This window comes from Desulfofundulus thermobenzoicus (genome assembly GCF_009428905.1).
Taxonomy (GTDB): Bacteria; Bacillota; Desulfotomaculia; order Desulfotomaculales; family Desulfovirgulaceae; genus Desulfofundulus_A; species Desulfofundulus_A thermobenzoicus.
The window spans coordinates 1-447 of record NZ_WHYR01000192.1 but is presented as its reverse complement, the minus strand read 5'-3'; the positions used below and the strand labels follow the sequence as shown (position 1 = coordinate 447).

Genomic DNA, 447 nt, shown 5'->3' with positions numbered 1-447 from the left:
CCATAATGTTGTCAAGGCCATGTACACGCGCGATACCGTCCCCTACTTGAATGACTGTACCGACATCTTTTACTTCAATTTCTGATTGATAGTTTTGGATTTGCTGCTTTATCAGCGCGCTAATCTCTTCAGCTTTGATACTCACTAAGGTTTCACCCCTTCTAACGATTTTCGCCTGCAAGCTGACGTTCAATGCGGGAAAGCTTTCCGCTGACACTGCCGTCATAAATGCGGTTTCCGATACGGATTTTCACTCCGCCTATTAGATCCATGTCAATCACATTTTCAACACGTAGTGATGTGACTCCGGCTTTTTTGGCAAATACTTCAGATAAAGATTGAATTTCAGCACCGCTCAGCGGTTTCACTGAATACACGACCGCATCGTCTATTTGTTTCGTGCGGTTTGCAAGTTTCACAAACTCCGACGTCATTTCAGAGAAAATA

The 447-nt window shown here is 43.8% G+C and carries 1 protein-coding gene; it reads right to left on the bottom strand.

What is annotated here, in order from left to right; all coding sequences use genetic code 11:
- Positions 1 to 161: 161 nt before the first annotated feature.
- Positions 162 to 447 (bottom strand): ATP synthase F1 subunit delta (gene atpH / locus GFC01_RS18175; protein WP_152948511.1); only part of this gene is annotated, 286 nt, incomplete at its 5' end.